Source organism: Acinetobacter sp. Ac_5812 (genome assembly GCF_013072695.1).
GTDB lineage: Bacteria > Pseudomonadota > Gammaproteobacteria > Pseudomonadales > Moraxellaceae > Acinetobacter.
In genome coordinates this window covers 61,467-87,326 of sequence record NZ_LXUK01000002.1, presented here as the reverse complement: position 1 = coordinate 87,326, position 25,860 = coordinate 61,467, and the positions used below count along the sequence as shown (strand labels likewise).

At 40.9% G+C, this 25,860-nt stretch carries 27 protein-coding genes; 12 read left to right on the top strand and 15 right to left on the bottom strand.

Features of this window, described 5'->3' with window-relative positions; genetic code table 11:
* Positions 1-63: 63 nt before the first annotated feature.
* Positions 64-2,754, bottom strand: a complete 2,691-nt coding sequence (gene alaS / locus A7P55_RS02685; RefSeq protein ID WP_171551026.1) for an alanine--tRNA ligase — start codon at positions 2,752-2,754, stop codon at positions 64-66.
* Positions 2,755-3,011: 257 nt separating this feature from the next.
* Between alaS and A7P55_RS02680 the strand changes: the two genes are divergently transcribed.
* From A7P55_RS02680 to A7P55_RS02655, 6 genes are all read left to right on the top strand, one after another.
* Entirely contained in the window at positions 3,012-4,037 is a 1,026-nt protein-coding gene (locus A7P55_RS02680; protein WP_016164184.1) for a type I glyceraldehyde-3-phosphate dehydrogenase, read from the top strand.
* A gap of 39 nt (positions 4,038-4,076) precedes the next feature.
* The gene (locus tag A7P55_RS02675) at positions 4,077-4,388 is read left to right on the top strand and encodes a hypothetical protein (RefSeq protein ID WP_171551025.1); all 312 of its coding nucleotides are present in this window, start codon (positions 4,077-4,079) and stop codon (positions 4,386-4,388) included.
* A gap of 67 nt (positions 4,389-4,455) precedes the next feature.
* Positions 4,456-4,968 (top strand): GNAT family N-acetyltransferase, encoded by a 513-nt coding sequence (locus A7P55_RS02670; protein WP_171551024.1) that lies wholly within the window; start codon positions 4,456-4,458, stop codon positions 4,966-4,968.
* Between the two features lie 406 nt (positions 4,969-5,374).
* Positions 5,375-6,541 (top strand): ATP phosphoribosyltransferase regulatory subunit, encoded by a 1,167-nt coding sequence (locus A7P55_RS02665; RefSeq protein WP_005211638.1) that lies wholly within the window; start codon positions 5,375-5,377, stop codon positions 6,539-6,541.
* 57 nt (positions 6,542-6,598) lie between these two features.
* Positions 6,599-7,918, top strand: coding sequence for an adenylosuccinate synthase (locus A7P55_RS02660; protein WP_005151985.1), 1,320 nt, complete (start codon positions 6,599-6,601; stop codon positions 7,916-7,918).
* Between the two features lie 72 nt (positions 7,919-7,990).
* Entirely contained in the window at positions 7,991-8,302 is a 312-nt protein-coding gene (locus A7P55_RS02655; protein ID WP_171551023.1) for a putative quinol monooxygenase, read from the top strand.
* Positions 8,303-8,627: 325 nt separating this feature from the next.
* On the opposite strand, the gene A7P55_RS22465 is transcribed toward A7P55_RS02655, so the two are convergent.
* The gene (locus A7P55_RS22465; RefSeq protein ID WP_151715747.1) at positions 8,628-9,638 is read right to left on the bottom strand and encodes a WYL domain-containing protein; all 1,011 of its coding nucleotides are present in this window, start codon (positions 9,636-9,638) and stop codon (positions 8,628-8,630) included.
* Positions 9,639-9,850: 212 nt separating this feature from the next.
* On the opposite strand from A7P55_RS22465, the gene A7P55_RS02645 reads away from it, so the two are divergent.
* The 4 genes from A7P55_RS02645 to A7P55_RS02630 all read left to right on the top strand — a co-directional run bounded on the left by A7P55_RS02645 (position 9,851) and on the right by A7P55_RS02630 (position 13,603).
* A complete protein-coding gene (locus A7P55_RS02645) occupies positions 9,851-11,401 on the top strand; it encodes a circularly permuted type 2 ATP-grasp protein (protein ID WP_171551022.1) in 1,551 nt (516 codons plus the stop codon).
* A 72-nt stretch (positions 11,402-11,473) separates the two neighbouring features.
* Positions 11,474-12,076 carry an alpha-E domain-containing protein gene (locus A7P55_RS02640; protein ID WP_171551021.1) on the top strand — a complete coding sequence of 201 codons (603 nt, stop codon included), beginning with the start codon at positions 11,474-11,476 and terminating at the stop codon, positions 12,074-12,076.
* Positions 12,073-12,852, top strand: coding sequence for a transglutaminase family protein (locus A7P55_RS02635; protein WP_171551020.1), 780 nt, complete (start codon positions 12,073-12,075; stop codon positions 12,850-12,852). The genes A7P55_RS02640 and A7P55_RS02635 overlap by 4 nt, the downstream gene beginning before the upstream one ends.
* Positions 12,853-12,868: 16 nt before the next feature.
* Complete coding sequence (locus A7P55_RS02630) at positions 12,869-13,603, top strand: proteasome-type protease (RefSeq protein WP_005189775.1); 735 nt, start codon at positions 12,869-12,871, stop codon at positions 13,601-13,603.
* Between the two features lie 62 nt (positions 13,604-13,665).
* Here A7P55_RS02630 and A7P55_RS02625 read toward each other — a convergent pair whose 3' ends face one another.
* The 4 genes from A7P55_RS02625 to A7P55_RS02610 all read right to left on the bottom strand — a co-directional run bounded on the left by A7P55_RS02625 (position 13,666) and on the right by A7P55_RS02610 (position 17,224).
* Positions 13,666-14,130 (bottom strand): DoxX family protein, encoded by a 465-nt coding sequence (locus A7P55_RS02625; protein WP_171551019.1) that lies wholly within the window; start codon positions 14,128-14,130, stop codon positions 13,666-13,668.
* Positions 14,131-14,192: 62 nt separating this feature from the next.
* Complete coding sequence (alr, locus tag A7P55_RS02620) at positions 14,193-15,266, bottom strand: alanine racemase (protein ID WP_171551018.1); 1,074 nt, start codon at positions 15,264-15,266, stop codon at positions 14,193-14,195.
* A gap of 56 nt (positions 15,267-15,322) precedes the next feature.
* Entirely contained in the window at positions 15,323-16,768 is a 1,446-nt protein-coding gene (gene dnaB / locus A7P55_RS02615) for a replicative DNA helicase (protein ID WP_004806002.1), read from the bottom strand.
* Positions 16,769-16,888: 120 nt separating this feature from the next.
* Positions 16,889-17,224: a helix-turn-helix domain-containing protein gene (locus A7P55_RS02610; protein ID WP_171551081.1), complete on the bottom strand. Its 336-nt coding sequence runs from the start codon at positions 17,222-17,224 to the stop codon at positions 16,889-16,891.
* A gap of 124 nt (positions 17,225-17,348) precedes the next feature.
* On the opposite strand from A7P55_RS02610, the gene A7P55_RS02605 reads away from it, so the two are divergent.
* The gene (locus A7P55_RS02605; RefSeq protein WP_171551017.1) at positions 17,349-17,903 is read left to right on the top strand and encodes an NAD(P)H-dependent oxidoreductase; all 555 of its coding nucleotides are present in this window, start codon (positions 17,349-17,351) and stop codon (positions 17,901-17,903) included.
* An 89-nt stretch (positions 17,904-17,992) separates the two neighbouring features.
* Here the strand turns inward: A7P55_RS02605 and rplI are convergent, their stop codons facing one another.
* From rplI to rpsF, 3 genes are read right to left on the bottom strand one after another with little or no spacing between them, the layout of a single operon-like run.
* Positions 17,993-18,439: a 50S ribosomal protein L9 gene (rplI, locus tag A7P55_RS02600; RefSeq protein ID WP_005152015.1), complete on the bottom strand. Its 447-nt coding sequence runs from the start codon at positions 18,437-18,439 to the stop codon at positions 17,993-17,995.
* A gap of 12 nt (positions 18,440-18,451) precedes the next feature.
* Entirely contained in the window at positions 18,452-18,679 is a 228-nt protein-coding gene (rpsR, locus tag A7P55_RS02595) for a 30S ribosomal protein S18 (protein WP_004278792.1), read from the bottom strand.
* An 11-nt stretch (positions 18,680-18,690) separates the two neighbouring features.
* Positions 18,691-19,074 carry a 30S ribosomal protein S6 gene (gene rpsF / locus A7P55_RS02590; RefSeq protein WP_005293014.1) on the bottom strand — a complete coding sequence of 128 codons (384 nt, stop codon included), beginning with the start codon at positions 19,072-19,074 and terminating at the stop codon, positions 18,691-18,693.
* A 175-nt stretch (positions 19,075-19,249) separates the two neighbouring features.
* Between rpsF and A7P55_RS02585 the strand changes: the two genes are divergently transcribed.
* Entirely contained in the window at positions 19,250-19,744 is a 495-nt protein-coding gene (locus A7P55_RS02585; protein ID WP_171551016.1) for a hypothetical protein, read from the top strand.
* Between the two features lie 160 nt (positions 19,745-19,904).
* Here A7P55_RS02585 and cyoE read toward each other — a convergent pair whose 3' ends face one another.
* The 6 genes from cyoE to A7P55_RS02555 all read right to left on the bottom strand — a co-directional run bounded on the left by cyoE (position 19,905) and on the right by A7P55_RS02555 (position 25,859).
* Positions 19,905-20,783, bottom strand: a complete 879-nt coding sequence (cyoE, locus tag A7P55_RS02580; protein ID WP_171551015.1) for a heme o synthase — start codon at positions 20,781-20,783, stop codon at positions 19,905-19,907.
* 10 nt (positions 20,784-20,793) lie between these two features.
* On the bottom strand, positions 20,794-21,123 hold the full coding sequence (locus tag A7P55_RS02575; protein WP_004806013.1) for a cytochrome o ubiquinol oxidase subunit IV: 330 nt from the start codon (positions 21,121-21,123) through the stop codon (positions 20,794-20,796).
* Entirely contained in the window at positions 21,123-21,743 is a 621-nt protein-coding gene (cyoC, locus tag A7P55_RS02570) for a cytochrome o ubiquinol oxidase subunit III (RefSeq protein WP_004806016.1), read from the bottom strand. Before cyoC ends, A7P55_RS02575 begins: the two co-directional genes overlap by 1 nt.
* Positions 21,744-21,747: 4 nt before the next feature.
* Positions 21,748-23,739 carry a cytochrome o ubiquinol oxidase subunit I gene (gene cyoB / locus A7P55_RS02565; protein WP_004806017.1) on the bottom strand — a complete coding sequence of 664 codons (1,992 nt, stop codon included), beginning with the start codon at positions 23,737-23,739 and terminating at the stop codon, positions 21,748-21,750.
* A gap of 3 nt (positions 23,740-23,742) precedes the next feature.
* Positions 23,743-24,798 (bottom strand): ubiquinol oxidase subunit II, encoded by a 1,056-nt coding sequence (gene cyoA / locus A7P55_RS02560; RefSeq protein WP_004654397.1) that lies wholly within the window; start codon positions 24,796-24,798, stop codon positions 23,743-23,745.
* 299 nt (positions 24,799-25,097) lie between these two features.
* Complete coding sequence (locus tag A7P55_RS02555) at positions 25,098-25,859, bottom strand: RDD family protein (protein WP_171551014.1); 762 nt, start codon at positions 25,857-25,859, stop codon at positions 25,098-25,100.
* Position 25,860 lies beyond the last annotated feature (1 nt).

Genomic DNA, 25,860 nt, shown 5'->3' with positions numbered 1-25,860 from the left:
TGTTCCATATAAGCCATGACCCTGAGAGGCATCAGGGTCAGTTACACAAAAGTGAAGTCTTTATTATTGCTCAAGCCAAGCAGGTAATGCTGCGATGACTTGATCAAACTTCTCGTTAAGTGGCGCGCCACCTTGTGCTAAGTCAGGTTTACCACCACCTTTACCACCAAGCTCTTGAGCTAAGTGTTTGATGATGTCACCTGCTTTTAGAGTTGCAGCGTATTGTTTAGCGACGGAAGCGATTAAACTCACTTTATCACCTTCAACACCAGCTAAAATAATGACTGCATCTTCTAATTTTGATTTTACGCTGTCATGAAGATTGCGTAATGATTTGGCATCTAAACCTTTTACCGATGTGATAAGCGTTTGACGACCTGCAATTTCTTTGACTTGATCTAAAAGTTCAGCCGCTTGGAAGCTGGCTAATTTCTGATTCAATTGTTCGATTTGCTTTTGTAGGCTAGAAGCAGTTTCAACAATGGCTTCAACTTTCTCTACAGTTTGGTCTTTTTGAGCTTTCAACAAACCGTTAATGATTTGGATATCTGTTTCTGCTTTTTGAACCACTTCAAGCGCTTTAGTGCCAGTCACGGCTTCAATACGACGAACGCCCGCAGCGACACCACCTTCTGAGGTGATTTTAAATAAACCAATATCACCCGTACGCTTAACGTGAATACCACCACAAAGTTCGATAGAGAAGTTTTTCTCTTCAATAATAGAACCCATAGACAGTACGCGAACTTCTTCACCATACTTTTCACCGAACAGCATCATTGCGCCTTTGGCTTTCGCAGATTCAATATCCAACAATTCAGTCGTTACAGGGCTGTTGGCAATAACTTCAGCATTGACTAAACGCTCAATCTGTTGCAACTGTTCAAATGAAACAGGTTGGTCATTGGCAAAGTCGAAACGTAAAATGTCACTCGCAACCAAAGAACCTTTCTGTTGAACATGTTCACCAAGAATTTGACGTAAAGCCGCATGGAGAAGGTGAGTGGCAGAGTGATTACGTGCTGTTGCAGCACGAATATCGGCTTTAACGGTTGCTTCAACATTTTGAGTAGCTTTAAGGCTACCCATGGTCACGATACCTTGATGGACAAAAGCACCGCCAGATTTTTTAGTATCTTGAACTTCGAAGATACCAGTATCGTTTTTGAAAAGACCAGTGTCACCGATTTGACCACCGCTTTCTGCATAGAAAGGAGTTTGGTTCAATACGATCAGTGCTTCGTCACCTTCGTTGATTTCATCAACCTGAACGCCATCTTTATAGATCGCCACAATTTGACCCTGACCTTGAGTCGCGTCATAGCCATCAAATTGAGTTTCGCCTTCAACTTTAACGATACTGTTGTAGTCAACTGCGAATTTACCCGCATCACGTGCGCGTTGGCGTTGTGCAGCCATTTCCACTTCGAAGCCAGCTTCGTCAATGGTCAGATCACGCTCACGTGCAATATCAGCCGTTAAGTCAGTCGGGAAGCCGTAAGTGTCATACAGTTTAAATACAGTTTCACCAGCAATCACATTGCCTTTTAGTTGAGCCAATTCACCTTCGAGCAATTTCAAGCCTTGCTCAAGTGTCTTCGCGAATTGCTCTTCTTCTTTAAGAAGCTGTGCTTCGATACGTGCTTGCTGTGCAGCAAGTTCAGGATAAGCATCGCCCATCACTTCAATCAGCGGTTGCAACATCTTATAGAAGAAGGAACCTGTTGCACCCAATTTGTTGCCGTGACGTACTGCACGACGAATGATACGACGCAATACATAACCACGACCTTCATTTGAAGGGTTAACACCGTCAGCAATCAAGAATGAACATGAACGTGCATGGTCAGCAATCACTTTTAAAGAAGCAGGATATTCAACAGGTTTATTTTGTGCTTTCGCTTCAGCTTCAATTGCAGTGGTATCTAAACCAATGATGTCAGCAGCAGCTTTTAATAAGTGTTGGAACAGGTCAATTTCATAGTTTGAATTGACATGTTGCAGTACAGCCGAAATACGCTCCAAGCCCATACCTGTATCCACAGAAGGTGCTGGAAGAGGGTGCATGACACCATCTGCAGTACGGTTGAACTGCATGAAAACGTTGTTCCAGATTTCGATGAAACGGTCGCCATCTTCTTCTGGTGTGCCTGGTAAGCCACCCCAAATATGGTCACCATGATCATAGAAAATTTCAGAACATGGACCACAAGGACCTGTGTCACCCATTGCCCAGAAGTTGTCTGATGCGTATTGTCCGCCTTTATTGTCACCAATACGGATAATACGTTCAGCATCGATCCCGATTTCTTTGTTCCAGATATCAAATGCTTCATCATCGGTATGATAAACCGTGACATATAAACGATCTTTCGGTAAGCCTAACCATTGTTCGCTGGTCAAAAATTCCCAAGCAAATTTCAGTGCATTTTGTTTGAAATAATCACCGAAAGAGAAGTTACCTAACATTTCAAAGAAAGTATGGTGACGCGCTGTATAACCGACGTTGTCAAGGTCATTATGCTTACCGCCAGCACGTACACATTTTTGTGATGAAACAGCACGGACATAGTCGCGCTTTTCTAAACCTAAGAAACAATCTTTAAACTGGTTCATACCAGCATTGGTAAACAGCAAAGTTGGGTCGTTGGCGGGAACCAGAGAACTCGAAGCGACACGTGTATGCCCTTGCGATTCGAAATAACGCAAAAATGCTTCACGGATTTCAGCTGATGTCATAAAGCGAGTACTCACAACCAAGACACTCCATAATTTTGAATTTGGCTATATGCAACAAGGTACGTTGTGTCTAATGTTCTACAATCGAACCCAGTGCGTGGCATAGATTTTAAAAGTGCTAAATTATAACGGAAAATACCTGCCTCACCAACGATTTTACAAGCAATATCATATAAAACTGTGTTTAAGCTAAAAATCTATATTCAACAATGCGCTTGATGTTTTACCATATAGCATAGAAAAGATGATGTTTTGATGAATAAGGACGCTACATGCAACGTATCGCTATCAATGGATTTGGTCGAATTGGTCGGAATGTATTACGTGCGTGGTTTGAGAGTCCTAAGCAATTTCAGTTTGATATTGTTGCCATCAATGATATTGCTGATGTGCAGACCTTGGTGCATTTGTTTAAATACGACACCACGCATGGTCGTTTTGCAGGTCAAGTTGAAATTCAAATTGAAAATCAACATATTTTCTTGAATATCCAGTCTAATCAGCGTCAGTTAAAGTTACAGGTTTTTAAGCAGGCTCAGCCAGAATTATTGCCTTGGGCTGACTTGCACATTGATGTGGTGCTTGAATGTACCGGTTTATTCCGTTCACGTGCTGATGCAACTCGTCATGTTGAGGCAGGCGCGAAGCGTGTGATTATTGGTGCTGCGCCTTTTGATTCTGTGGACGCCGCGATTGTCTATGGTGTTAATCACAATGACGTAAAGGCCACAGATCAAATCATTTCTAGTGTCTCATGTACCACACAGGCCTTAGTGCCGTTGGTCAAAATTATTGATGATGCCTTTGGTATTGATACCGCATTAATGACAGAAATCCATGCGGTCACAGCCGATCAATCGGTATTAGATCATGCTCATCGGGATTTACGTCGCGCACGTGCTTCAGGGCAAAATATTATTCCAACCACATCCAGTGCCTTGGGTGCATTGAAACAGGTCATGCCGAAAATGGAAGATCGGATTAATGGTTATTCGATTCGTGTACCGACCATTAATGTGGCTGCCATTGATCTCACTTTTGTTTCGCATTCACCGATTACCGTGCATAAAATCAATGAAGTTTTGAGCAAGGCGGCTCAATATGATTATGCGCAGATTATGCAAGTGACGGATGAAGATCTGGTGTCAAGTGACTTTAATCATTCGCCATATTCCTTGATTGTGGATTTGACTCAAACCATGGTGGTGGGTCATCAAGCAAAAGTTTTTGCGTGGTATGATAATGAATGGGGATATGCAAATCGCTTACTGGATTTGTGTGAAACTTTTTGTGATTAATATTTTAAATAAGATATAAAAAATAATGTGGGGTCTCGCATGACATTGATGTTGATTTGGGGATTTATTGCTATTTTATTGGCGGCGGTGGCTTTTTTATTCTGGTTTCAGTTTAAAAGCGTAGACGTACCAAACCAAGATATTGAGGTGCAGCAACTCGAAGAAAAGGTGATACACCTAGAGTTGCATCTGAAAAAGAGTTTGGAAATCATGCAGGATCTCGCTAAAAAGATGCATGTACAACAAGAGGTTTTAGATCGAACTGTGGCAAATATTGCCGCTTTAGAAAAGCAAAATGTTGAAATGGTGAATTTGCTAGAAATTGTAGTAAAAGGCGGCAAAGGAAATTAATAAATATAGGCCAATTTTCAAGAATCTTTTATAAAAATCCAGAATCGCGATAAGCTCGAGGTATTGAATGAGCCCAGACTTGAATGACTTGGTGGTTCGTCTGACTACCGAAGAGGATTGGAAAATCCTTAAAACCATTCGTTTAGAGTCGCTGCTTGATAGTCCAGAAGTTTTCGCTGCTAATTATGCTACTACAGAGAAATATAGTGAGTCAGAATGGCGTGACCGTGCTTCACAAAAGACCCAATTTCAATATGTTTTAGCAATTAAAGGGGATCGGGCAATTGGGATTATTGGGGGAACTCAAAACGCTGTACTTGAATTTAATGTGATCGCGATGTGGGTTAATCCTATGTTTCGTGGCCGTGGTATAGCCGATCTTCTGATTTCTGCGATTAAGAATTTAGCAGTTTCTAAAGGTCATTCTAGGATTGTATTAAGCGTATCTCCAAAAAATGAGCGAGCAGTCTGTTTATATTCTAGGCACGATTTTGTGTTTATACCTGAATGGGAATCTTTAGCCCTTAGTTCAGGTGAAAGAAATCAAAAAATGGAATGTGTGTTTTTTAATATAAGCTAAGAACAAGGCCTTAAGGCGTTTCATTTATTTTGGGTAATAGCTGCTTAAGAGGCTCGAAATTTCGGACAGGCTGGCTTGCATGTAACTCCCAAGCAATCAATGCTATAAAAAATCAAACTTGATCAATTGTAAGCAGGGCGATAGTTCAGATATTGGGCAGTTCTTAGAGGCAAGAACATGGACTTATACTCTCAGTGAGTAGTTTCAATCTATTGAATCTAATCGTTAATTTTTCTTACTTAATGAAGTTGGCTGGTCGTTAAACCCGAAAGATTTATTCAAATTCGAAGGTGCATCACAGAAATCTTCGTGCTACACTACGCTGAATCGGGCATTCACCCGATTTTTTTATGTGGTTGCTTTTTGTGTGGATGCTTCCACATTGAACAGATTTTAGGTTTGGAACATGGCCATTTCAGAGACATGGTTGCTCCCTGACGGGGTAGCAGATGTATTGCCAGAACAAGCGCAAGTGGTTGAAACCTTGCGTCGAGAAGCGTTAGATTTCCTCGCAGTTCGAGGTTATCAATTGGTGTATACGCCATTTATTGAATACATCGAATCGCTCTCTCTACTTTCAGAATCTAATCAAGATTTAGATTTAGTTACCTTCAAAGTTATTGATCAACTGTCTGGCCGTTTACTCGGTGTGCGTGCGGATATGACGCCGCAAGTTGCGCGTATAGATGCTCATGTTCGACCAATTGAAGGTGTAGCACGTTATTGCTATGCAGGTTCAGTCTTGCATACCAAACCACAGAATTTCAATGCAACCCGTGCACCTTTGCAGTTAGGTGCAGAGTTGTATGGTCATGACAGCATCGAAGCAGATGTTGAAATGATCAACGTGATGTTGGCCTTAATTGAGCATACTCATACTTTAGAGGGCGCTCATTTAGATTTAGGTCATGTTGGTTTATTCCGTAGTCTGGTTAAACGCGCTGGCTTAAATAAAAATACCGAAAGTGAACTTTCTGACTTATATCAGCGTAAAGCTTTCCCAGAGTTAGAAGAATTCACTCAAGATTTAGCGATGGGTGCAGATTTTTATGCTTTAGGTCGTTATGCAAGTGACCTCGATGCACTAGAAACGCATTTAAGCCAAGATATTTTAAATGATGCGGATTTCAAAAATGCATTAGCTGCATTGAAATCTACATTAGCGCAAATCCAGTCACGTTGGTCGAATCTGAACATAGGGATAGATGTCGTTGAATTACGCAGTTATCACTATCATACAGGTTTGATGTATGCCATTTACGCACCGAATCGTGCGGCACCACTGGCTCAAGGTGGTCGTTATGATGGTATTGGTGAGCATTTTGGACGTGCGCGTCCAGCAACTGGATTTAGTTGTGACTTATATGCTTTAGGCGCGACACAGTTTGTAGAAATTGAAACTGTGGTTGCACCGAAAGGCAATGATCAAGATTTATTAAATGCAATTGCAGATGTGCGTGGCAAAGGTTCACGTGTGGTGCAGTTGTTGGGTAATGATGATTTAAGCTCAGTGCCTTATGCGACCCATCAGTTGGTGTCTCAAAACGGGCAATGGGTGATTGAAAAAATTTAATTGCCAAGTTTTAAGACTTGGTTTCCAATTTTAACAGCATGATGTAATGAGGCTATTATGGGCAAAAATGTTGTGGTACTTGGTACCCAATGGGGCGACGAAGGAAAAGGTAAAATCGTCGACCTGCTCACAGATCAAGCGGCTGCGGTAGTTCGCTACCAAGGCGGACACAACGCAGGTCATACGCTTGTGGTAGGTGGTAAGAAGACTGTATTACACCTCATTCCATCAGGTATTTTACGTGAAAACGTATTGTGCTTAATCGGGAATGGTGTTGTTCTTTCTCCTGAAGCTTTGATTAAAGAAATGGCGATTTTGGAACAAGAAGGCGTACCTGTTAAAGAGCGTTTACGTATTTCTCCAAACTGTCCGCTTATTTTGCCAAACCACATCGCGCTTGACCAAGCACGTGAGAAAAAACGTGGTAACGCGAAAATTGGTACAACTGGTCGCGGTATTGGCCCAGCTTACGAAGACAAAGTTGCACGTCGTGCTGTACGCGTAGCTGACTTGATTCGTGGTGGTGCTTTGCTTGAAGAAAAACTTCAGGAAATGCTTGAGCTGCATAACTTCCAACTTACTCAATTCTATGGCGTTGAAGAAGTTAAGTTTGAAGATGTACTTGCTCTTTGTGATGCATGGCGGGAAGTTCTTGCTCCACTAGTGATTGATGTAACGACTGTGTTACATAATTACCGCAAAGAAGGTAAGGCAATCATGTTCGAAGGTGCGCAAGGTTCATTGCTTGACATCGATCATGGTACCTATCCATTTGTAACAAGCTCGAATACCACTGCGGGTGGCGTAAGCTCTGGTTCAGGTATGGGCCCATTGCATTTAGATTATGTATTGGGTATTACCAAAGCATATACAACACGTGTAGGTGCAGGTCCATTCCCAACTGAGTTACATTACGATGCAGCAACAGATACAGGTGATGCGATTGGTCGTCACTTAGGTACAGTTGGTCATGAGTTTGGTGCGTCTACTGGCCGTCAACGTCGTTGTGGTTGGTTTGATGCTGAGATTTTACGTCGTTCGGTTGATGTGAACTCGTTATCTGGTATTTGCTTAACTAAGCTTGATGTATTAGATGGCTTAGAAGAAGTAAAAATCTGTGTAGGTTATGAAGATGTAGATTCAGGCTGTGCAGGTTCTTCTGATGCGATTTCATTCGAAAGCTTGAAACCGATCTATGAAACAATGCCAGGTTGGAGCGAGTCTACTGTTGGTTTGACTCAAATTGATCAACTTCCTGCAAATGCATTGGCATATGTACGTCGTATTGAAACTTTAATTGGTTGCCCAATTGATATCGTTTCAACAGGTCCTGACCGTGCAGAAACAATCGTATTGCGTCATCCATTTTCAGCATAAACTGAGTCGGTGACAAAAAAGCTCTCAAGAATTTGAGAGCTTTTTTTATGGGGAATATTTAGGGAGAGCGAGATGACATTAAAACTGATTGCTGAAGACTATATCCAGCCAGATAAAATTGATGAGGTGTTACCACTTTATCAAGCGTTGGTAGAGAAAACCAAAGCCGAGGCAGGCTGTATTGCCTATGATCTTTATCATGATCATAAACAGAAAGGGCATTTTGTTTTTATCGAAGAGTGGGTTGATCGTGCAGCACTTGATTTGCATGTACAGTCGGAACATTTTCAGCGCTTAGTACCACAAATTGATCAATATCAGATACAGGCGGGACGTTTTACCCATTTGCATCGTTTCGAAACTTTATTATCCGATAAAGAATAAGCTGATCTTGGCTCAAAGATCAGCAATAGCAAAAAAACAGCTTTTGATTCCAATCTTTGTTATTTCACAGCCCAAATAATCCTCGTTATATTAGCCTTACGTTCAAACAAAGAGGGTTTAAACTATGACCAAAAAGAGAATCCGCTACAATGGCTATGAATTAGCGTGCCGATGTTAATTTAAATCAAAGCGCTTAAAAGGTACAAACCAATTTTGATCAAGGCGGGGAGAGAGGTTGGTTTGAACATTTAAACAATAAAAATAATACTGAGTGTTTGATAACAAAATTTATAAAAAATCGAAGAGAACCGAAAGGTTCTCTTTTTTATTGGGGTTGTTCTTCAATCTCTTTCACTGCGTTATAAACAGCAGCGGGTTCAATATTCAGCATTTTCTTACCAAAACTTCTCAACCACCACACCAGTTGTGAGGTAAACGGGACGGTTGCAGAGACTTCGACAATATTTTCTTCCAGATGTTGGATAATTTGATCCTTACTCAACTGGCTTTCATAGAAACTCTTGGCTGTACTCTCGGTCATGGTCAGTTTTAAGTGAATTTGTTCAGTTGGCTTGCTGTAGTCAACACGGAAACCGAGTGCGCCTGATTCAATATAATTATCAATTTCAAAGTTCACAGGATGTAAGGCACGACTTTCCAATACCGTTGCTGCTTTAAAGCGGTGCAATGCGAAGGTTTGTACTTCGGTTTTATCATTTCGGGTACAGATTAAATAAATCACTGCACCTTTTTGAACCAAAGCCAGCGGATTAAGGATGTAGGTCTTATCTTCACCTTGATGGGTACGGGCACGGTAAATACATTCGATCTGTTTGTCTTGTAATAAACCTTCATAAATCGCCTGTTGTGCATGTTTGTCGACGACAGGTGGAATCAATGGTTGAGTGGCCGGCACAATACGGACGCGGTTGATCCATTGTCGAACATTATTTTGTGTCGATAGGCTACGCTTGGCCAGATCAAACCAAGGTGTCATTTCTTCTAATAAGCTTGGTGGAAGCAAGTGACGTAAATGCTCTTCGACCATCATAAATGTAACCGCTTGCGAGCTGGTCATGTGGGGCAAGCTTTGAATTGGTGCATCTGAACGCCAACGCCAGCCTTGTGGTACGGTTTTATTACTCTCGATTGGGAAACGCTGAGCAATTTGATTTAAATCACGCTGAATGGTACGCAGACTGATATCAATGCCTTCACGTTCTAATATTTCTTGTAATTCGCGGGTGCCCATCCATTTCCCAGTAGAAAGGCGGGATAAGATTTGCCATTGGCGATAAAGGCTATTGGATGTTTCTTTTTCTTGTATGGATGACATAAGCGAAACACGTAATTCAATGGTCTAAAGCAGACACAATAAAAAAACTATACTTAATTATCAAGTCCATCCTATCTAGATTACGTATTTACGACTGAAATGACCCTAGTTTTGCTTAAATATTCTAAGTCTGGTTGAAAATTGATCATTTTGTATAAGTGGCATTGAAATTGCTTCCTTTAGATATAAATAAATGATGAGACGAGGTTTCTATGTCAGAACAAGAACACAACCTACATATCAGCACAGATTATTACGCACCAGAGCCCAATCCAGCGGCGTCCGTTGATACCTCTACATTTATTTCACAGCTCAATGTGACGACCAATTTATTTGAGCAACTTAAATCACAGTTTTTTAATGAAATGTTAGATGACAAAAGTTTTAACGGTGAAGCGTCTAAAAAAATTGAACAATGGTTAAGTATTCGTAGTCTTGACGATTTAAAAACACTAGAAGCACAAGCAAAACAGCATTTTCTCTATCAAGGTATTACTTTTAATGTTTACGGTGATCAGGAGGGTGCTGAGCGTACCATTCCTTACGATTTGATACCGCGTGTGATTGAAAAGAAGCAATGGGAAAAGATCGCGACGGGCTGCGCACAACGAGTCAAAGCATTAAATTTATTTCTAGATGATATTTATCATGGACAGCATATTTTAAAAGAAGGTCTCATTCCCGCAGAACAAGTGATTGCGCACGAAGCATTTCAACCGCATATGCTGAAACATCAGCTTAAAGGAAAAGTCTATTCACAAATTAGTGGCATCGATATCATCCGCGACGGGCAAGGCGATTTCTTTGTGTTGGAAGATAACCTGCGAACCCCTTCAGGCGTGTCTTATATGCTGGAAAGTCGCAAAATCAGTCAGAAATTGATGCCAGATCTGTGTAGTAGTAATAATTTACAGGGGATTGAGCAATATCCAAGTCTGTTAAGAGCAATTCTGGAAGAAAATGCTTATGTTGATCGGCCTTTGATTGTGGTGCTTACGCCTGGACGTTTTAACAGCGCCTATTATGAGCATTCATTTCTAGCACGGGAAATGGATGTACCACTGGTGACCAGTCGGGATTTATTTGTTGAAGACAAGAAAGTTTATGTCAAAACTATTCGTGGTCGTCAGCAGGTAGATGTGATTTATCGCCGTGTTGATGATGATTTTCTTGATCCACTTAGCTTTAGGCCTGATAGCAGCTTAGGTGTGGCTGGCTTAATGTCTGCTTATCTACAACATAATGTTGTGATCGCCAATGCGCCCGGAACTGGGGTTGCAGATGACAAATCGATTTATCCTTATGTCGATCAAATGATCCAATTCTATTTAGGCGAAGCACCGATTTTAAATAATGTGCCCACTTATCAATGCCGAGAGGCTGAGCAACTTGATTATGTGTTGAGCAATTTAGAAAAACTGGTGGTTAAAGAAGCACAAGGTTCTGGTGGTTATGGCATGTTGATTGGTCCGCAAGCAGATCAACAACAAATTGATTGTTTTAGACAGAAATTGATTGAAACACCGCATTTATATATTGCACAACCGACTTTAGCCCTTTCAGTCGCGCCAACAATGACAGCAGAAGGCGTTGCTGAGCGACATATTGATTTACGACCTTTTGTACTCAGCTCACCTTATCGCACTGAAATTGTGCCAGGTGGCTTAACACGTGTTGCCATGCAAGCAGGCTCTCTCGTGGTGAACTCTTCTCAAGGTGGCGGAATTAAAGATACATGGGTGGTTGAAACCTTACGTTCCTGAACCATATCCACAGCCCGAAGATGACAACAACGCGGGCTGTGAGACTGAATATTAAGAAAAGGGAGGAGATTTATGCTTTTACTTAGCTCAAGTGCTCAACATATTTATTGGTTAGGACGTTATTTGTTTCGGATTGGCCATGTGGCAGGACATTTACCTTTTGTTGATAATCATCAAGCATCAGAATTTGCACAGGCACTTTGTTTGCATATTGATGATGCAGAAAACTTGAATCAATTTATGTTAGATCGTCAGCAGCCTTATTCTTTATTGAGCCAGCTTGAGATTGCGCGGGACAATATTCAGGAGCTGAGGGGATTATTAACAGCACAGGCCTATGCAGAACTCAATTATCTGATCAAAAATGTACCAGCAGACGGGCTCGCGATTCAAGTAGTGATACAAAGCTGTTGTGACATTCTGAAAGCTGAGCAAGAAGATATTTTTCTATTTTTTCATATTGGGCAATGTATTGAGAAAATTGATACCTATTTCAGATTTCAACACAATACACATGCTGTTTTTGATGCGATTGATCCAACCATTGAGCGGTTATATCATTTGGGATGGCAAGACTTACAACCGTGTTGGGAGACATTAAAAGAACAGCCATATTTAAATCAGTTTTATGCATTTACCTATAAATTGGAAAATCAATTTGAGGCATCCTCATGAAACTTATGGTCAATCACCAAACGCATTATCGCTATAGCGAAGTTGCACGGAATAGTGTTCAGTCGATCAAGATGATGCCACAAAGTTCAAGACATCAGCGTGTTGAAAATTGGCATATCAGTGTGCCAGGACAGTATTCGTGTCAACGTGATGCGTTTAATAACCTATGGATTACCGCAACACAACGCCATGATTATCGTTATTTGACCATCATGGCACAGGGAGTGGTAGATTTGCATGCGACTGAGTTGGGTTATGTCGAGACAGATATTTCACCGATGATTTTTTTACAGCGAACTGCGATGACTTGCTGTGACCTGACTATGTCGGATTTCGCACATTCGATTGTTGCTGTAAAAAATCGCCACCATTTGATTGTTTTATCAGAAAAAATCTTACAACAAGTTCCCTATCAACCTCAAAGTACCTCAGTCACCACCTCAGCTATTGATGCCTTTTATGCGGGTCAGGGGGTATGCCAAGACCACGCACATATATTAATTGCCATGTGTCGTGCGTTACAATTACCAGCACGTTACGTTTCGGGCTATATCTACGATGAAAATCAGCCACACCTCGCCAGTCATGCATGGGCAGAGGTTTTTGTGGAGAATGAGTGGTATTGTTTCGATGTAAGTAACCAGATATTTACACCCCAAAACCATATCTACGTTGCAGTTGGACGTGATTATTTAGATGTGGCACCTGTTCGTGGTATTCGTGAGCAAGGTGGGGTAGAGAGTATGATGTCTGTGGTGCAGGTTTTGGCGTGTTGAATGTAAAGAGAGAAAGATGACCTATTGTTGCGCATTAAGATTAGAGCAAGGTTTGGTATTGATTAGTGATACCCGAACCAATGCAGGGGTCGATCATATTTCTGTATTTCGTAAGTTGCATACTTTTGGTGTAGAAGGTGAACGTTTTATTGCTTTGCAAACAGCAGGTAATTTGGCCACGACTCAAGCCGTGATTGGGCATTTGCAAAATGCTTTGGCTTTACATCAAGAGCCGAATTTGTATAGTGCCAATACCATGTTTGAAGTGGCTGAATTGGTTGGAAAAACCTTACGCAAAGTGCTTGAAGATATTACCAGTGATACTCAAGAACAGATGAATTATTCGTGTAGCATCTTGGTCGGTGGGCAAATTCAAGGCGAGGAGATGCAGCTTTATAATGTTTACCCGCAAGGGAACTTTATTTGTGCAACGACTGATACACCATATTTCCAAATTGGTGAAAGCAAGTATGGAAAACCGATTTTAGATCGTGCTTTACACTATGATATGCCTTTGGATGATGCACTGCGCTGTTCACTCATTTCTTTTGATTCGACTTTGCGCTCGAATGTTTCAGTGGGCCTGCCTCTAGATGCATTGGTTTACCATAAAGATAGTTTTAAAATTCCAGAAGGTAAGCGGATTGGTGAGGATGATCCTTATTTTACTCAGATTAGTCGACAGTGGTCTGAGACTTTGCGCCGTGGTTTACAAGAGCTGCCAAAACCAACTGCTGACTATGGCTTATAAATAAATAGTAATAGACCTTCAAAGCCTCTGAATGTAAGCCTTGAAGGTTTAAATGTATGCAGTTAGCGGATATTTCTACTGAGAATGCGATCCAGCGACAGGATGGTTGGTTGAGATGTAATCAGTATCGCCAGAATGAACATATACAATAAGTCATGTAGGTAGAAAAACCAGCTGAGCCAACTTATCGTGTCTAATCCATTGGGGATGGTATGTATCCCCACCGTGTATAAAGCGGTTAGACAGATTATAAACAAGAGAATACTGCCGATCTGAGTCAATAATCCGAGAATCAGAAATAAACCTGCCAGCATTTCAGTGGCTGACACAAAGCTACTCATGATTTCTGGAAATGGAATGCCTGTTTCAGTAATCGTTTCCAGCATAATCAGTTTGTTTTTCTCAACAAATAGTTTATTAAAACCTGTGCTAAAGAAAAACATGCCGATCGAAATTCGGATCAGAAACAGAACCAATTGCTGGATCGGCATTTTATAAAGCGAATTATCGTAAATCAGTTTGAGCATTCTGAATCTGAATGGTTAAAAACCTTATTAGAGATAAAACACAAAAATTGATCAAGTCATGTTTAGTTATCTAATTGACGTATTGGGCGTTGAGAGAGGCGGCAAAGCAGCTCGTAGCCGATGGTTCCGTTCGCTGCCGCAACATCATCAACCAAGCGAGATTGGCCCCAAAGCTCAACTTTTGTGCCAATTTCTGCTTTAACATTGCTGATATCAATGGCGATCATATCCATGCTGACACGGCCGACGACTGGAACAAGTTGCTGATCGATGGCAACAAAGTTCTGCTTTACATAAGCGCGTGGATAACCATCGCCATAGCCAATTGAAACAATTGCGATCTTTGCCGAGTCATGTGCCGTATAAGTTGAACCATAACCAACATATTCACCTTGCTGGATTTGATTGAGGGCAATGATTTCGGCACTAAAGCTCATGACGGGCTTTAGATCGAGTTCATGTACATTGCGATCTGCGAATGGTGATGCGCCGTATAGCATGATGCCCGGGCGAACAAAATCAAAATGCAGTTCAGGGTATTTATAAATCGCAGCAGAATTACAGCAAGACACCAAGATCGGTTCACAGGCTTGTTTGACCTGTAAGAACTGTTGTTTCTGCTGCTCATTTAAAGGATGCTCTACATCAGCATTGGCAAAATGCATAGCAAGTACGCAGGTAAAACCTTCAGTTTTTAAACGTTGAATCACGTCAATGATTTCATCGACTTTGAAACCTAAACGGTTCATGCCGCTATTCAGTTTTACCCAAACCTTTAAGCCTAATGCGTTATAAGCAGCTTTATGCTGAATCAACCATTCTACTTGTTGATTGTGATGTATGATGCATTCAAGCTTCTGCTCGATGACCTGTTGCATCTCATCTTCAGAAAATACACCTTCAATCAATGTAATCGGCTGAGTGTATCCAAGTTGCCTGATCTCCAGTGCTTCTTCTAAACAGGCGACACCAAAAGCGTCCGTGGCCTCTAGGGCGGCTAAACAGTTTTTAACTCCATGTCCGTAGGCATTGGCTTTGACCATACTGACGATTTTTGAATGTGGAGCCAGTTGTTTAACACGGTTTAAATTATATTGCAGTGCTTTACTGTCAATATAAACTGTAGCTTGGCGCACCCTGAGTTCTCCTTTGGGTCGACTTGGATTGTATATAAATAGAAATAGTTTGAATGTTATTCGTCATCTTCATACTGAGCATAGAACTCAGGTGAGAGATTGCTAAAACGCGTATATTGACCTTCAAATGCGAGACGTACGCTACCAATTGGGCCGTTACGTTGCTTACCGATAATGATTTCAGCAGTACCTGCTTCTTTGGATTCTTTGTTATAGACTTCATCGCGGTAAATGAACATGATTAAGTCGGCATCCTGCTCGATCGCACCCGATTCACGTAAGTCTGACATGACTGGACGTTTGTTTGGTCGATTCTCCAAACTACGGTTTAACTGAGAGAGTGCAATGACAGGGCATTGCATTTCTTTAGCCAAAGCTTTTAAGCTTCGCGAAATTTCCGAGATCTCGCCAACACGGTTATCGCCCATGCCTGGAACTTTCATCAACTGTAAGTAGTCGACCATGATACAGCCGATTTTACCATCATGCATTTTAGCCACACGACGTGCACGTGCACGAAGTTCGGTTGGTGGCAGGGCAGATGAGTCATCGATATAGAGATGCATTTCTTGTAGCTGAAGAATGGTGCCCGTGACTTTGGTCCATTCGTCTGCATCGAGATTACCTGAACGTAAATGCCCTTGATGGACTTTACCCATGGCTGAGATCAAACGCATGGCAATCGAGTCTGCTGGCATCTCCATAGAAAATACCAGAGCAGGTAGGCGGTTATATTGCAGTACACTTTCTACCAAGTTCATGGCGAAAGTGGTTTTACCCATCGATGGACGTGCTGCAACAATAATCAAATCTCCGGCCTGCATCCCTGAGGTTTTGTTATCGAGTTCCAAGAAGCCCGTGGTTAAACCGGTAATGTTGCCATCAAGTTTAGACAATTCATCTAATTTAGTAATGACATCTGCGGTGACTGAGCTGATGGATTTTGGCCCAGAATCTTTTTTATTGTTATTGTGCTGTTCGGCCAAAGAGAAAATACTGGTTTCTGCTAAATCAAGAATCTCACTGACGGGGCGACCTTTGGTGTCATAGGCATTTTGTAAAATATCACTGCTGATCTTGATCATGTTACGCAGAGTTGAAAACTCCTTGATTTTATTTGCATAAATTTCAAGGTTATAGAAACTTGATGGTGAATCTGCCATCAGTTGCATTAAATATTCTTCACCACCAATGGCATCTAACAGGTTTTGTTTGAGCAACCAGTCATTGACCAAAACAGCATCATACGGGGAGTTTTCCTGTGCCAGTTTCTCAATGGCACGATAAATATATTTGTGACGTGTTGCATAAAAATCATTTTCTTTGAGTAAGTCGCTGACTTGCTCAAAAGATTCTGCAACCGTCATTAACGCTGCCAATACCGCTTGCTCAATGGCAAGGTTATGAGGCGGAGTGCGGAATTCTTTTAGTTGACCTGAGTCACTCACTTTACTCTCTGTGTTTGGAGAATTTTTTGTAAAATTGGCATTCGCCTGTGACATAACAAGACCTAATAAAAAGATGAAACAAAACCGAGTGACTATCTTAATCCAAATGGAGGTCATCGGGACAATTTAATTCAGTGAAAATTGTGTAAGTGGTGAAAAAGTGTGGCTTGGATTTTAGCGTCGATTTGAAGCTCCCCATTGGCACATCATGTCTAAAAGTGGAATCAAGGAGAGTCCTCGTTCTGATAGGCTGTATTCAACTTTGGGTGGGATCTGTGGATATTCATTCCGAATAATCAGTTGATCTTTTTCCATTTCTTTTAAAGTGAGACTTAAGGTCTTAAAGGAAATATTGCCGATTGAGCGTTTTAACTCATTGAAGCGCATGATGGATTTATGTTGATAAAGCCAATACATGATGATCATCTTATATTTGCCATTGATTAAAGAAAGTGTGTATCCAAAATCTGTTTGTTCTAAATCGATATAGGGTGGGGCGCAAGTTTCCATCATTCTCTACTGACACTAACTTTTAGTCTAGTATATAACCATCATGACCGTACTTAAATTATCTCCAGTATGCTTTTATAATCGACTCATCACTATAACTGAACGATCAATGGAGTCTATTGAAATGAAAAAAACGCTTGTGATTGTTGCTCATCCTGACATCAATAATTCCATAATAAATAAATGTTGGATTGAAAAATTACATCAATATCCTGAACAGTTCACTGTACATGAGCTTTACCAAAGTTATTCAAATGGTCAGATTGATGTGTTAAAAGAGCAAGCTTTGGTAGAAGCACACCAGAATCTAGTATTTCAGTTCCCTGTGTATTGGTTTAACTGCCCACCGTTATTAAAGCAATGGTTAGATGATGTCCTGACTTATGGTTGGGCTTATGGTTCAGTAGGAAATCAGTTAAAAAATAAGAAAATAACCCTTGCAGTATCGACTGGAAGTAAAGCACATGATTATTCAGTGGATGGGCGACATCAAGTGAGTTTAGAAACTTTGTGTGCTCCTTTTGAATTGACTGCACGTTATGTCAAAGCCGATTATCAGCCTGTTTATGCTTTTTATGGAATGGAAACCCAGCCAGAGGAGGACGAGGTTTTACCTACAATCAATGATGTTGAGCAAAGTGCAGAGGATTATGTGAAATATTTATTAGCGATGCATTAAGGATGTTTTTATACGAGATATATTCTTAAAACAGAATCATTAGACATAAAAAAAGAGCATGTAAAACATGCTCTTTTTCTTTGCAGAAATTACTCAGATACGATAGTAACGAGAACTTCAGCAACAACATCATGATGCAATTGGATTGCGATGTTGAATTCACCAGTGTGACGAAGCGCACCGTTTGGTAAACGAACTTCTGCACGGTCTACAGTAAGACCAGCATGAGTTAAAGCGTCAGCGATGTCACGAGTACCGATTGAACCGAAAAGTTTACCTTCATCACCAGCTTTCGCAGTGATTACGATGTTAACTTCGTTCAATTGTTCAGCACGTGCAGTTGCAGCAGCTAAGATGTCAGCTTCTTGTTTCTCAAGTTCAGCGCGACGAGCTTCAAAAGCTGAAGTGTTAGCTTCAGTTGCAGCTACTGCTTTACCTTGAGGAATCAAAAAGTTACGACCATAACCAGCTTTAACTGATACTTTATCGCCTAATTTACCAAGATTCTTAATGCGTTGTAATAAGATAACGTCCACAGCTCACCTCACTTACTTATGGTTGTCAGTGTACGGAATCAAAGACAAATAGCGAGCTTGTTTAATAGCTAACGCTAATTGACGTTGATAACGAGCTTTAGTACCTGTAATACGGCTAGGAACAATCTTGCCGTTTTCAGTGATGTACTGTTTTAAAGTGTCGATATCTTTGTAGTCGATGTACGTAACGTTCTCAGCTGTAAAGCGGCAGAACTTGCGACGACGGTAAAAACGTGCCATTGATGTTCTCCTTATTCAGCTTCTTGAACTACGTGTTGTGCTTCTTCACGTTGAGCTTTACGCGCACGTTTTTCTTCAGCACTTTTAGCAAGCAAAGATTCTTCAGTGATTGCATTTTCACGGCGAATAATGATGTTACGAATAATTGCATCGTTATAACGGAACAATTCTTCTAGCTCATCAAGAGTCGTTTGACCACATTCAACATTCATAAGAATGTAGTGTGCTTTGTGAATTTTGTTAATCGGGTAAGCCAATTGGCGGCGGCCCCAATCTTCTAAACGGTGAATTTGACCTTCAGCTTCTTTGATCTGAGAGATATAGCGTTCAACCATACCTACAACTTGATCGCTTTGGTCTGGATGTACCAGTAGTACGATTTCGTAGTGACGCATTGTCAGCTCCTTACGGTTTAAGCAGCCCCTAATTAAAAATAATTAGAAGCAAGGAGTCATAACTAAAAAGTTATGTCGCAAATTGCGAAGCGGGGATTATATGCAAATTGACGCTATAAAGCAAATTTGCCATAGTCTTTGCGATATATTATTTAAAATAAAATAGGGAATGAATATGCAACAACAATTTTTAGAAACAGTGGCTTTGATTGAGAAGGTTTTACAGTCAGGTACGGAGGAGGCATATTTCGAAGTGTTTGAGCAATATGAGGGGGATATTTATCAAATTTTAATGATTGTTGATTGGCGAGAAGAAGATGAGGCAATTATTGAATATTGCGAAAAAATATTGCAAACACGGGATTTAAGCGTAGAGACAGAAAGTGCTGATAATGCTCAAGGCTTTATCATTCGCCTTCATTATAAAGATCAAGCATTGATTATTCCTTATCAAGGCGAGGGCGCAGATCGAGATACCACCTTAAAAGCACTCAATCAAATTTTGCAGCCTGATTATGAAATCCGTTTTTGTGTGGCTTCTGATGGTTCCGATACCTTGGAGTTCATTCCGTTACCTCAAAAAGTATGGCAAAAATTAGATCAAAAATATCCACATAATATTGATCAATTTTTTAGGCGTTTTGAGCCTGACAGTGAGTTTTTTGGCTAGAGAGTAGTGTTGCAGGTTAATCTTTAAAGATTGTATGTAACGACCGGTTTGGAATTTAGTCTAGGCTTGTTTCATTTAGGCAATAAAGAACTCAATGTTTTTATTGCACGAAATGATAAAAATTGGGAGAGCATAAAAAGATAGAGCATTCTCTATCTTTTTAAAAAATAGGAAAGAATGGTGCAGGGCTTTTAAAAGTGAAGCTAAAGCTTAAACTGATAACAGTAATGAGAATTACTGAGAAAAGGAAAAAGCGTTTGGCCCAAAGCTGATCATCTTCGGCCTTGAATCCTAAAATAGCAATGTAGAACCAGTAAATGCAAAGTATATTACAGATGACCAAGAACACGATATTGGTGTATCCATATACATATAAAGCATTCATCGCTAGAGTAAATAAAACCACATAAATCAGTGATTCGATTTTTGTTCTAAGGATTGAACGGGCTACAGGTAAAATAGGAACGCCTGCATTTTTGTAGTCGTCAAAACGATAAATTGCGATCGCCCATGAATGCGGCATTTGCCATAAAGCATATGCAACAAAGATCAAGAGGGCAGCCATATCGAATTGATGGCTTACAGCCACATAACCAATAACAGGTGGACTCGCTCCAGAAATACTACCGATCACGGTTTGATGGATTGTGGTGCGTTTGCTCCACAAACTATAAAAACCGACATAGACTACAAAACCAATGATAGCGAATAAAAAAGCATAAGCATTAACATAAAACCAGAGCATGCTAAAGCCAATCACACCTAAAACCAGTGCATAGCACATGGCAACAGTAGGGGAAATGGTTTTCGTCACAAGTGCACGGTTCATGGTGCGTTGCATTTTTTGATCGATATCTTGATCAATTACGTTATTCACTACACAACCAGAAGCAACCACTAATGTTGTTCCGAGAAGAGTAAGTAATAATAAGAGGCAGTCTATAGAGCCTTGGGCGGCTAAGAAGAAGCCGCCCAAGGTGGTAATAAAATTACCGAAGAGAATCCCTGGTTTAGTCAGGAATAAGTACTTTTTCCACATGACGATCAGTTTAGATCATCATGTTGTAGTGTAGGTAATTCATAATCCACACAGAGCCGACTAAGAGTACAGCGATACATAAGATTGTGTAGATAAATGCAATAAGGTTCCAACGTTGGTCAGATGATGTATTCATGTGTAAGAAATACACAAGTTGTACAAGTACCTGAGCAACAGCAGTAATTGCAATTACTGTAACTAAAATGCCACGACTAAAACCGCCAGCCATCACCATCCCGAAAGGGATGATGGTGAGGATGACAGATAGGATAAATCCAATCGTGTATTGTTTAAAGTTACCGTGTGACGCACCTGCAGCATTATGGTCATGACTACTCATTAGAGAACTCCCAGTAAGTAAACGACGCTGAATACACAGATCCAAACGATGTCAAGGAAGTGCCAGAACAAGCTTAAGCAAGCAAGACGACGTGTATTCGGTAAGGTCAAACCATTCTTTTTAATTTGGTAGATTAATACCAGCATCCACACTAAACCAGAAGTTACGTGAATACCGTGTGTACCAACCAAGGTAAAGAATGCAGATAAGAATGCACTGTGAGTTGGACCATGGCCTTCGTGTACAAGGTGATGGAACTCATAGATTTCCATACCAATGAACGATGCACCAAAAAGGAATGTAACGAATAACCAAGTGATTACTTGATTTACATTCTTTTTATAAGATGCAAGTACAGCAAAACCAAATGTTACCGATGAAATCAATAAGGCAAATGTTTCAGTTAACACGAAGCCTAATGAATCATGGAACAGGTCATATGCACTTGGGGTTCCTGGCGGGATATGACTGCTTAATACAGCGAACGCAATGAAGAGTGATCCGAAAAGAATCAAGTCACTCATCAAGTATGTCCAGAAACCAAAGACCGTTAAGTCCGTATCATCATGTTCATGATGACCATCGTGGCCGTGGTTGTCGTGATGAAGTACTTCAGCCATTTCCTTAGTCCTTCTTCAAGTGTTTTTCAAGTAAAGCATAGCGTTCGTTTTCAATACGCTCAACTTCGGCAGCAGGAACGTAGTAATCAACATTCTTAGTGAATGAGCTTACGATCAAGCTAACAATAGCTGAAACGAATGAAACAACAGCGAGCCACCAAATATGCCAGATGAGTGCAAAGCCAAGAATTGTAATGAACATTGCAATGACAAAACCAGCAGCACGATCAGTCGGCATGTGGATGTCTTCATATTTAGTGTTACGTGCGTATGCTACACCATTTTCTTTGTCAGTCCAGAAACGGTCTACACCGCTAGCATCTGGTTCATGCGCAAAGTTATAGAACGGAGCAGGAGATGACGTTGCCCATTCTAGGGTACGGCTATCCCATGGATCGCCTGTGTGGTCCATGTTGTCCTTACGTTGTAAGAAACCAACGATGATTTGCATTAAGAAACATGCAATACCGATCGCAATAAGAACAGCACCAAACAATGCAATCGCTAAGTATGGATCCCACTCAGGGTTGTCATATGTATTCAAACGACGCGTCATACCCATGAAACCAAGGATATAAAGTGGCATGAATGCAAAATAGAAACCAATGAACCAGAACCAGAACGCAGCTTTACCCCATGCTTCGTTGAGCTTCCAACCAAACATTTTCGGCCAGTAGAAGATGATGCCGGCAAACATACCAAACACCACACCACCGATAATTACGTTATGGAAGTGAGCGATCAAGAATAATGAGTTGTGTACAAGGAAGTCCGCAGGTGGAACAGCCATAAGTACACCAGTTAAACCACCGATACCGAATGTTACAAGGAAGCCAAGCGTCCATAACATAGGCGTTGTATAGGTGATGCGACCTTTATACATTGTGAATAACCAAGAGAAGATTTTCACACCTGTAGGAATCGCAATAACCATGGTCATGATACCGAAGAACGCGTTAACGTTCGCACCAGCACCCATGGTGAAGAAGTGGTGAAGCCATACAACGAATGCAAGTACAGTAATCGCAATTGTCGCATACACCATAGACTTATAACCGAACAACGCTTTACGAGAGAAGGTTGCAACGATTTCTGAGTATAGACCAAATGCTGGCAATACCAAGATATATACTTCAGGGTGACCCCATGTCCAGATCAAGTTCACATAAAGCATTGGGCTACCGCCAAGCTCATTTGTGAAGAAATGGAAGCCGAAGTAACGGTCTAAAGTAAGCATTGCAAGCGTACCTGTTAATACAGGGAATGATGCAATGATTAATACAGCCGTACAAAGTGAAGTCCACGTGAAAATAGGCATGTCCATTAATTTCATGCCAGGTGCACGCATTTTGATGATGGTAACAAAGAAGTTAACACCAGATAAAAGCGTACCTAGACCAGAAACCTGAAGTGCCCAGATATAGTAGTCAACACCAACACCAGGAGAATATTGAATGCCAGACAGAGGAGGGTAAGCCATCCAACCAGTCGCAGCAAATTCACCCAATACAAGTGAAAGCATCATCAAACCAGCAGCGCCTGCGAATAACCAGAAGCTTAAAGAGTTTAATAATGGGAAAGCAACGTCACGAGCACCAATCTGTAAAGGTACAGAGATGTTCATCATACCAACAACAAGACCCATTGCTACGAAGAAGATCATGATTACACCGTGCGCGGTGAAGATCTGGTCGTAGTGGTCAGGGTGTAAGTAACCTTCGCCGCCGCCTTTCGCGAGGAAAAGTTGTAGACGCATCATGATCGCATCGGCGAAGCCACGCAACAGCATGACTACAGATACGATGATATACATGATACCAATCTTTTTATGGTCTACAGTGATAAACCATTCGTTCCACAAATATCCCCATTTCTTGAAATAGGTGATACCGCCCAATACAGCAATTGCACCAAGTGCCATAAAGACCATGGTGACAAGTACAAGGGGTTCAGTCGGGATAGAATCCCACCCCAATTTACCAAAAATCATATCCATGTCTTATTCCCCTTGAGCAGCGTGTTCTGCTGCAGCATGAGTTTCTGCTGTTGCATCATGTCCAGCAGAATGGTCAGCACCGTGATAGTTACTCATGTAGTGGTTGATGATTGTTTCAAACAATTTTGGCTCAACTGACGAGTAATAAGTCACTGGGTGTGGCTTAGTCGGGAACGGTTTCATCGCTTCAGCTTTTGCAAGTGCTTCTTCATCACCAGCAGCTTTAGCACGATTCACTAAATGCTCGATCTGATGCTTAGAACGATCGCCATCTTTAAGCGTTGCTAACTCAGCTTGGTCAAGTGTGCCTTTTTGAATTGCTTCAGGGTTAATACTTGTACCATTACCAGCTTTAACTGCTTCTACCCATTGTGCAAATTCTGGCTCAGTTACGCTATGTGCTTTAAAGCGCATTTGTGAGAAACCGTAACCTGAATAGTTTGCTGAGAAACCACGGAAGATACCTGGTTCGTCGGCTAATAGGTGAAGGTGAGTTTGCATACCAGCCATTGCATAAATCTGACCGCCTAACTGTGGGATGAAGAACGAGTTCATCGTGAAGTTAGAAGTGATCTTAAAGCTTACTGGTGTTTGTTCTGGGAAGCGTACTTCGTTTACCGTTGCAATGTTTTGCTCAGGATAGATAAAAATCCACTTGAACTGCTCAGCGACAGCTTGAATAGTCAATGGTGCTTTATCTGATTCTAACGGACGGTAAGGGTCGTACTTGTGGGAACCCCACCAAGTTAACCAAGCTAAAATACCAATAATAATGACAGGTACACCCCATACAACGATCTCAATTGTCGTAGAGTGTGCCCAAGTAGGTTTATAGTCTGCATCTTTATTCGACGCGCGATATTTCCAACCAAACCATAATGCCATAATGATTGATGGAATCACCACCAATAGCATTAAATAGATCGCAGTCATCATCAGGTTACTTTGACCTTGACCAACTGGACCTTTATTGTTTAGAAGTACCATATCACCGCCGCACCCAGTCAAGAGCGCAGCCATCGTTGATAAAGACAATACAGCTAAAATCGTTTGTCTCATTTTACAACCTCGGTGAAGAGTCCCATTCCCTAATTAAAATTATGGGATAGCGATTAAAGTGTCGCGTGATTGATAAGGATTGGTTAAAAAATGCTTAGCAATCACGCGACACCGCAACGTTGTTGGGCATTATGCCTTATATTGAAAAACTAAGCTACTCATAAAGTCGTGTGAAATACTTGTTTTAAAACCCGATTTATTTTGTAGGGATTGTTATTTGCATCTGTGTTTTTTATATAGATATCAGATTAATACATAAAAAAAGAGGAATAAATCCTCTTTTGTTTATCGATTTGTGATTACTGCTTAATGACCTTAGTTTTTGCCAATTTATCGTGCAAAGTTTGACGATTTTTGGTAAATGCGAATAAAGCATAATCAATCACGGTAATGATAGGCACAAAGATTAGATTGAGAATGATAAAGAACACGCTTCTCAACCAAAAGGCCCGAATTGTGCTGACTTTTTCTGATGTTTCAACATCCACAATTTTAATCTTGGCGATTTTTTTACCAATACTCTGGCCTGATTTTGCAATAAAGAACGCCTGAATCATGAGCATGACAATGAGGTAAACAAAGATCATGATCCATGCTTCATTTGGGATGAGCTGCATGAGTTGCTGCTGTAATTCTACTGCTTTATCAGATGCAATTTGGGTGGCTTGCATCTGTTTTTGAATTTCAAACAACTCTTGGTATTGGCTTTCATTAAAAAAGAAAGATGGGATAGAAGCCATCGGTAGCCAAAGGATAAGATCAAAAACTTTCGCTAGCGCACGTGAATGAAAAGGTGCAAGTTCAGGTGCTTTTTGTTCGACTTTGATTTTGTAAGTTGGTTCGTTCGTTTCAGTTTTAATTTGAGCACTAAAAGGAGAGTAACCTACAGGTTCGTAGACAAGTTTACCTTGTGTGAGTTCACCAAGTGTTTTCCATTCAGCCATACCTTCATGCCAAGCTAAATCGGTCAATAAAACTTGTTGACTAGCAAGCATTTGGTTCACTTGTTCTAAACTGTAAGGTCCTGCTTGTTGATTGTTACGAGCCAAGTAAATTTGCATA

Coding starts and splice junctions, on each gene's coding strand:
- A7P55_RS02610 (WP_171551081.1), bottom strand. CDS start 17,224: ATGGAAACTTGCGCCCCACCCTATATCGATTTAGAACAAACAGATTTT.
- A7P55_RS02655 (WP_171551023.1), top strand. CDS start 7,991: ATGACATTAAAACTGATTGCTGAAGACTATATCCAGCCAGATAAAATT.
- A7P55_RS02605 (WP_171551017.1), top strand. CDS start 17,349: ATGAAAAAAACGCTTGTGATTGTTGCTCATCCTGACATCAATAATTCC.
- A7P55_RS02635 (WP_171551020.1), top strand. CDS start 12,073: ATGAAACTTATGGTCAATCACCAAACGCATTATCGCTATAGCGAAGTT.
- A7P55_RS02675 (WP_171551025.1), top strand. CDS start 4,077: ATGACATTGATGTTGATTTGGGGATTTATTGCTATTTTATTGGCGGCG.
- cyoB (WP_004806017.1), bottom strand. CDS start 23,739: ATGGATATGATTTTTGGTAAATTGGGGTGGGATTCTATCCCGACTGAA.
- cyoE (WP_171551015.1), bottom strand. CDS start 20,783: ATGTGGAAAAAGTACTTATTCCTGACTAAACCAGGGATTCTCTTCGGT.
- A7P55_RS02680 (WP_016164184.1), top strand. CDS start 3,012: ATGCAACGTATCGCTATCAATGGATTTGGTCGAATTGGTCGGAATGTA.
- A7P55_RS02670 (WP_171551024.1), top strand. CDS start 4,456: ATGAGCCCAGACTTGAATGACTTGGTGGTTCGTCTGACTACCGAAGAG.
- A7P55_RS02665 (WP_005211638.1), top strand. CDS start 5,375: ATGGCCATTTCAGAGACATGGTTGCTCCCTGACGGGGTAGCAGATGTA.
- A7P55_RS02630 (WP_005189775.1), top strand. CDS start 12,869: ATGACCTATTGTTGCGCATTAAGATTAGAGCAAGGTTTGGTATTGATT.
- A7P55_RS02575 (WP_004806013.1), bottom strand. CDS start 21,123: ATGAGTAGTCATGACCATAATGCTGCAGGTGCGTCACACGGTAACTTT.
- cyoC (WP_004806016.1), bottom strand. CDS start 21,743: ATGGCTGAAGTACTTCATCACGACAACCACGGCCACGATGGTCATCAT.
- dnaB (WP_004806002.1), bottom strand. CDS start 16,768: ATGTCACAGGCGAATGCCAATTTTACAAAAAATTCTCCAAACACAGAG.
- A7P55_RS22465 (WP_151715747.1), bottom strand. CDS start 9,638: ATGTCATCCATACAAGAAAAAGAAACATCCAATAGCCTTTATCGCCAA.
- A7P55_RS02645 (WP_171551022.1), top strand. CDS start 9,851: ATGTCAGAACAAGAACACAACCTACATATCAGCACAGATTATTACGCA.
- cyoA (WP_004654397.1), bottom strand. CDS start 24,798: ATGAGACAAACGATTTTAGCTGTATTGTCTTTATCAACGATGGCTGCG.
- A7P55_RS02660 (WP_005151985.1), top strand. CDS start 6,599: ATGGGCAAAAATGTTGTGGTACTTGGTACCCAATGGGGCGACGAAGGA.
- A7P55_RS02640 (WP_171551021.1), top strand. CDS start 11,474: ATGCTTTTACTTAGCTCAAGTGCTCAACATATTTATTGGTTAGGACGT.
- A7P55_RS02585 (WP_171551016.1), top strand. CDS start 19,250: ATGCAACAACAATTTTTAGAAACAGTGGCTTTGATTGAGAAGGTTTTA.
- A7P55_RS02625 (WP_171551019.1), bottom strand. CDS start 14,130: ATGCTCAAACTGATTTACGATAATTCGCTTTATAAAATGCCGATCCAG.
- A7P55_RS02555 (WP_171551014.1), bottom strand. CDS start 25,859: ATGCAAATTTACTTGGCTCGTAACAATCAACAAGCAGGACCTTACAGT.
- rpsR (WP_004278792.1), bottom strand. CDS start 18,679: ATGGCACGTTTTTACCGTCGTCGCAAGTTCTGCCGCTTTACAGCTGAG.
- rpsF (WP_005293014.1), bottom strand. CDS start 19,074: ATGCGTCACTACGAAATCGTACTACTGGTACATCCAGACCAAAGCGAT.